Source organism: Gemmatimonas sp., assembly GCF_031426495.1.
Taxonomy (GTDB): domain Bacteria; phylum Gemmatimonadota; class Gemmatimonadetes; order Gemmatimonadales; family Gemmatimonadaceae; genus Gemmatimonas.
Genome location: NZ_JANPLK010000093.1, coordinates 1 through 4,721, shown reverse-complemented (window position 1 = coordinate 4,721; position 4,721 = coordinate 1). Strand labels below are relative to the sequence as shown.

The following is a 4,721-nucleotide window of genomic DNA, read 5'->3' as shown; positions in this document are numbered from 1 at the left end:
TGGGGGGGGTTTTTGGGTGCGGGGTCCGCCCCCCCGTGCTAGATTGTTACTCGGGTTCTTGGTCGTTCCCCCCCGGCGTACAACGACTCTGACCCCTTGAAACTCCCCTTACTCCCTACCCCTTACTCCGTACTCTCACCGCACCCTTTCCGCATGCCTCGCATCAATCGCCGTGAACAGCAACGGATTGAAAATCCGCGCCATCGCTTCGATGCCATCCACGATGCGCGGGCCTGGCCGGCTCACCAAACCGTTCGCGTCCAGCGCCCACACCTGACGGCCCGCCAGCCACGACCACTGCGGTAGCGCCATGCACCGCTTCGCCTCCGCGACCGACGCCGCGAGCGAGTAGCCGCACGGCGCGAACAGCACGAACTGCGGGTCGGCGTGCGCGAGTTGCTCCATCGGCACCGTGGTGGAGTGCATGCCAGCGGTGCCGAGCACGTCGAAGCCACCGGCGCGCTTGAGCTGTTCCGGGCCCCAGTGACCGGCGATGTACACCGGGTCGGTCCACTCGATCAGCACGGCGCGTGGCCGCGGGGCCTTGGCGGCTTTGAGGATGTCGTGCACATGCTTCACGCGGTCGCGCAGCCCGGCCAGCAGTTCTTCCGCTTCGTCGCTGGCATTCATCGCTTGCGCGACAGCCTGGATGTCGGCGTACACGCCATCCAGCGAGGTGCCGCCGAGTGTCACGATGTTCGGAACCGGCTGCAGCTTCGCGGCCAGCGCGCGCACATCGGTCTCGGTGATGGCGCACACCTCGCACAACGCCTGCGTGAGCAGCACATCGGGATGCAGCGCCCGAATGCGCGTTTCGTCCATCGAGTACAGCGCGTGCCCCGCACCATGCAGTTCGCGCACCGCCGCATCGATGGCCGCCGGGTCGCTGGTGTGCGGCAAGCTGCTCTTCGTCACCCGCGCGCGCGACATCACCACGTCGGGGTAATCGCACTCGTGCGTCACACCCACGAGATGGTCCGTGGCGCCGAGGAACGCCATGATTTCGGTGGCGGCGGGGAGGAGAGAGACAGTGCGCATTCGGGAGATCGCCTGTGAGTTTCGAGTAGTGAGTAAAAGTTTCGCGTTCTGCGTTAAGCGCTGTTCGTCGGCAACCCACAACTCCACACTTCAACTCACAACCCCAAACTCACACGATCTACTTGGCCGCCTCGTACACCGACTTCCCACCGACATACGTGGACACCACTCTCGCCTTCATGACCATCTCTACCGGCACCCGCATGATGTCCGTATCGAGAATCACGAAGTCGGCGAACTTGCCCGCCGTGAGCGATCCCATCGACGATTCCTGAAAGCCCGCGTACGCCGGCCAGATCGTCATGCTGCGCAGCGCGTCTTCACGCGACATCTTCTGCTCGGGGAACCAGCCGCCGGCCGGCCAGTCGCGGGCATCCTGACGCGCGATCGACGCATGGAACGAGATGAGCGGATTCACCTGCTCCACCGGAAAGTCACTGCCGTTCGGAATCACCACGCCCGTCTGCAACAGCGACTGCCACGCGTACGCACCATACAAGCGCGTGGGACCGAGTCGCTTGCCGATCCAGTACATGTCACTGGTTTGATGGCTGGCTTGCATGCTGGGTATCACACCCAGCTGGGCAAACCGCGGGATGTCATCGTAATGCAGGATCTGCGCATGCTCCACGCGAAAGCGATGATCGGCCGTGGGCACCGTCTTGAGCGCCTGCTCGTACGCGTCGAGCACCACGCGATTGCCGCGGTCGCCGATCGCGTGTGAGTTGATCTGGAATCCCGCCTTGAGCCCACGCTCGGCCACTTCGCGGATGTGCTCCTGCGTGCTTTTCAACAACCCCGAGTTGTTCGGGTCGTCGCTGTACGGCTCCAACAGGGCCGCCCCGCGCGAGCCCATCGCGCCGTCGGCGTATAGCTTCACCGCCCGCACCCACAGCTGCCCGTCGTACATCGCCGACTGCGGACCCTTGGCGAAGAAGTGATCGAGCGCGGCCTTGTCGTCGCCGATCATCACGTACAAACGGAGATTCAACTCCTTCGCCTTGGCCAGCTCTTCGTACGTGTCGATCGCCGCGCGCGTGGCGCCGGCATCGTGCATGCCCGTGAGTCCCCAGCTGTGCATGACCGCGATGGCTTCCTTGAGCGCGCTCTTGTACTCAGCCGCCGTGGGAGCCGGGACCTGCTTCTCGAGCACGTCGCTGGCATTGTCCACGAACACGCCCGTGGGATTGCCCTTCGCATCCTTGATGATCTGACCACCCACCGGCGCCTTCGAGGCCGCCGTCACACCCGCCGCCTTCATCGCGGCCATGTTGGCGTAGGTGGCGTGTCCGTCCACGCGCTCCAGCAGCACCGGATGATCCGGCAGCGCCGCCGTGAGTGCGTCGTGCGTGGGGAAGTCCGTGACGCCCCAGTCGTTCTGATCCCAGCCACGGCCCGTGATCCACGTGCCCTTGGGTACCGACATCGACTTCGCCACTACCCGCGCGATCACCTCGGCCAGGCTGTTCGTGCCCGTGAGATCCACCGACCGTAGCGTCTGCGCCAGCCCACTGAAGTGTGCATGGGCATCGACCATGCCCGGGATCACCGTGCGCCCACCGGCGTCGACCATGCGCGTGTTTGGCCCGCGGAGCACCGCCGCCTCGCGCTGCGAGCCCACGAACGCAACGCGCCCGTCGCGAACGGCAAATGCTTCCACCAGCGGACGCGCGTCATCGGCCGTGTACACGCGCGCGTTGGTGACGATGAGGTCAGCCGGCGCCTTGGGGGCAACGGTTTGAGCCGAAAGACCGAGCGGCGCCGCGAGTACGGCCGCGCCGAGGAGAGTACGGAAGGCGATCATGAAGCTAGGGTAGGAGGGTCCGAAAAAGAGTAACGCGGGGCAACCGTGATGGTCACCCCGCGCAACTCCCACTTCGTACTTCGTACTCCGTACTCCCTACTCCCTACTCCCTACTCCCTACTCCCTACTCCCTACTTCGCAGTTAGCGAATTACTTCGCCGGCGGCAGAATCACCGCGTCGATCACGTGGATCACGCCGTTCTTGGCGACGATGTCCGTCTTGACGATGTGCGCCTGGTTGATCATCGGTACGCCACCCATCACTGTGATCTTCGCTTCCTGGCCTTCCACCGTCTTGGCACCCTTGCCCGCGAGCTTGAGCGCGTCGGCGGCCATCACCTTACCGGCGACGACATGGTACAGCAGCACGTTCTTGAGCGCGGCCTTGTCCTTGCCGAGCGCGGCGAGCGTCGCGGCCGGGACCTTCGCGAAGGCCTCGTCGGTCGGCGCGAACACCGTGAACGGGCCCGGTCCCTTGAGCGTCTCGATCAGGCCAGCGTCCGTGAGGAGCTTGGCCAGGGTCTTGAACGAACCGGCGGCGACCGCCGTCTCGACGATGTCCTTATCCTGCGCCTGCGCGATCGACGGGGCAGCGACGGCGAGCATCGCACCAGCAACGAGCATGGACAGCTTACGCATCAGAAAAGCTCCGAGATGTCTATGTGGTATAGGACCAACCGGTCCTAACACAAGCTTGAACACGAGCGCCCCAAGGCGGGTTCCGGCGTCTTGAGACTGTGACAGTCCGAACAGGTGAGTCCGAATTGGGGGTCGTGCGTACGTAGTACACCAGAGTGCGAGGGATAGCTGAACACCCTAGTGAGCAGGGGGGAGGGTATCAGGGGGCAGGAGGGAGGTGAACGGCGCGGTTACTCCTTCCTCTCGCCTGATACCCTCCCCCCTGCTCCCTAGGGTGTTCGCCGTTCCGTAGCCCCCGAGCCACACCCTGTGGACCAAACCGTCCCCAGCTACTCGCGCCAGCGGTAATGAATCACATGCCTACATAGTAGGATTAGAGACCCTTCACGGAGGCACGCTTATTGAAGAGGTCGGTGGCGTAAGCGAATTCAGCCATGCCTCTTCTGGAGTCCTCCGTGCTTCGTAACACCCTGCTCGCCGTCGTCGCCCTCGCCTTCAGCGCCAACACCGCTTCGGCCCAGTACAGCCTCCTCACCTCGCGCGCGCAGGTGGGCGGCACGGGCTTCATCAACTGGGCGAACCTCCCCACCGGAAGTGTGTCGAACCCGTTCAACATCAACGTCACCAACACCGCGCTCACCGCCACCGTAAGCCAGGCCGTGCAGTCCGGCTTTACGCGCGTGAATCAGGGTTCCGGCTGGTCCGGCAACTTTGCCAGCGGTGACGCGCTGCTCTGGACCAGCGCCAATAACGGTCCGATGACGATCATGTTCAGCAGCAACATTTCGTCGGCTGGTGCCAACTTTCAGACCGACTTTTTCGGCAGCTTTGTCGGCCGCATCAGCGCGCTCGACTTCTCCGGGAACGTGCTCGCGTTCTTCAATTTCGAAGGCAACTCCACCAGCGGCGGCGACGGCTCGGCCGTGTTCGCAGGCATCACCAGCACGAACGGCGACATTCGCGGCGTGCGCTTCGAAGGTGTGTCCGCCAGCAACCAGCCCAACGACTTCTCGATCAACAACGTGTCGGTGAATGGCGCCACGACCACCGTCCCGGAGCCGGGTACGTACGCGCTCATGGCGAGCGGGTTGGTGGCGCTGGCGGTGGTGCGTCGCCGGAAGGCACGCGCGTAATCGCAACAGCAACTCCCTAGTAAGCAGGGTCAGTTTCAAGGGGTCAGAGTCGTGGTGCGCCCGCGGGGCAACACCCAGTCCCCCAGATCCCCCAGTAATTTGCGCCC

Annotated in this window: 4 protein-coding genes; 1 reads left to right on the top strand and 3 read right to left on the bottom strand. The window is 64.1% G+C overall.

Annotation, left to right across the window (positions count from 1 at the left end):
- Positions 1-135: 135 nt before the first annotated feature.
- The 3 genes from RMP10_RS23185 to RMP10_RS23175 form a co-directional block, all read right to left on the bottom strand.
- Complete coding sequence (locus tag RMP10_RS23185; RefSeq protein ID WP_310572435.1) at positions 136-1,038, bottom strand: ABC transporter substrate-binding protein; 903 nt, start codon at positions 1,036-1,038, stop codon at positions 136-138.
- 118 nt (positions 1,039-1,156) lie between these two features.
- The gene (locus RMP10_RS23180; RefSeq protein WP_310572434.1) at positions 1,157-2,842 is read right to left on the bottom strand and encodes an amidohydrolase; all 1,686 of its coding nucleotides are present in this window, start codon (positions 2,840-2,842) and stop codon (positions 1,157-1,159) included.
- A 150-nt stretch (positions 2,843-2,992) separates the two neighbouring features.
- Entirely contained in the window at positions 2,993-3,481 is a 489-nt protein-coding gene (locus RMP10_RS23175) for a fasciclin domain-containing protein (RefSeq protein WP_171225677.1), read from the bottom strand.
- A gap of 455 nt (positions 3,482-3,936) precedes the next feature.
- On the opposite strand from RMP10_RS23175, the gene RMP10_RS23170 reads away from it, so the two are divergent.
- Entirely contained in the window at positions 3,937-4,614 is a 678-nt protein-coding gene (locus RMP10_RS23170; RefSeq protein ID WP_310572433.1) for a PEP-CTERM sorting domain-containing protein, read from the top strand.
- The last annotated feature ends 107 nt before the right edge of the window (positions 4,615-4,721 follow it).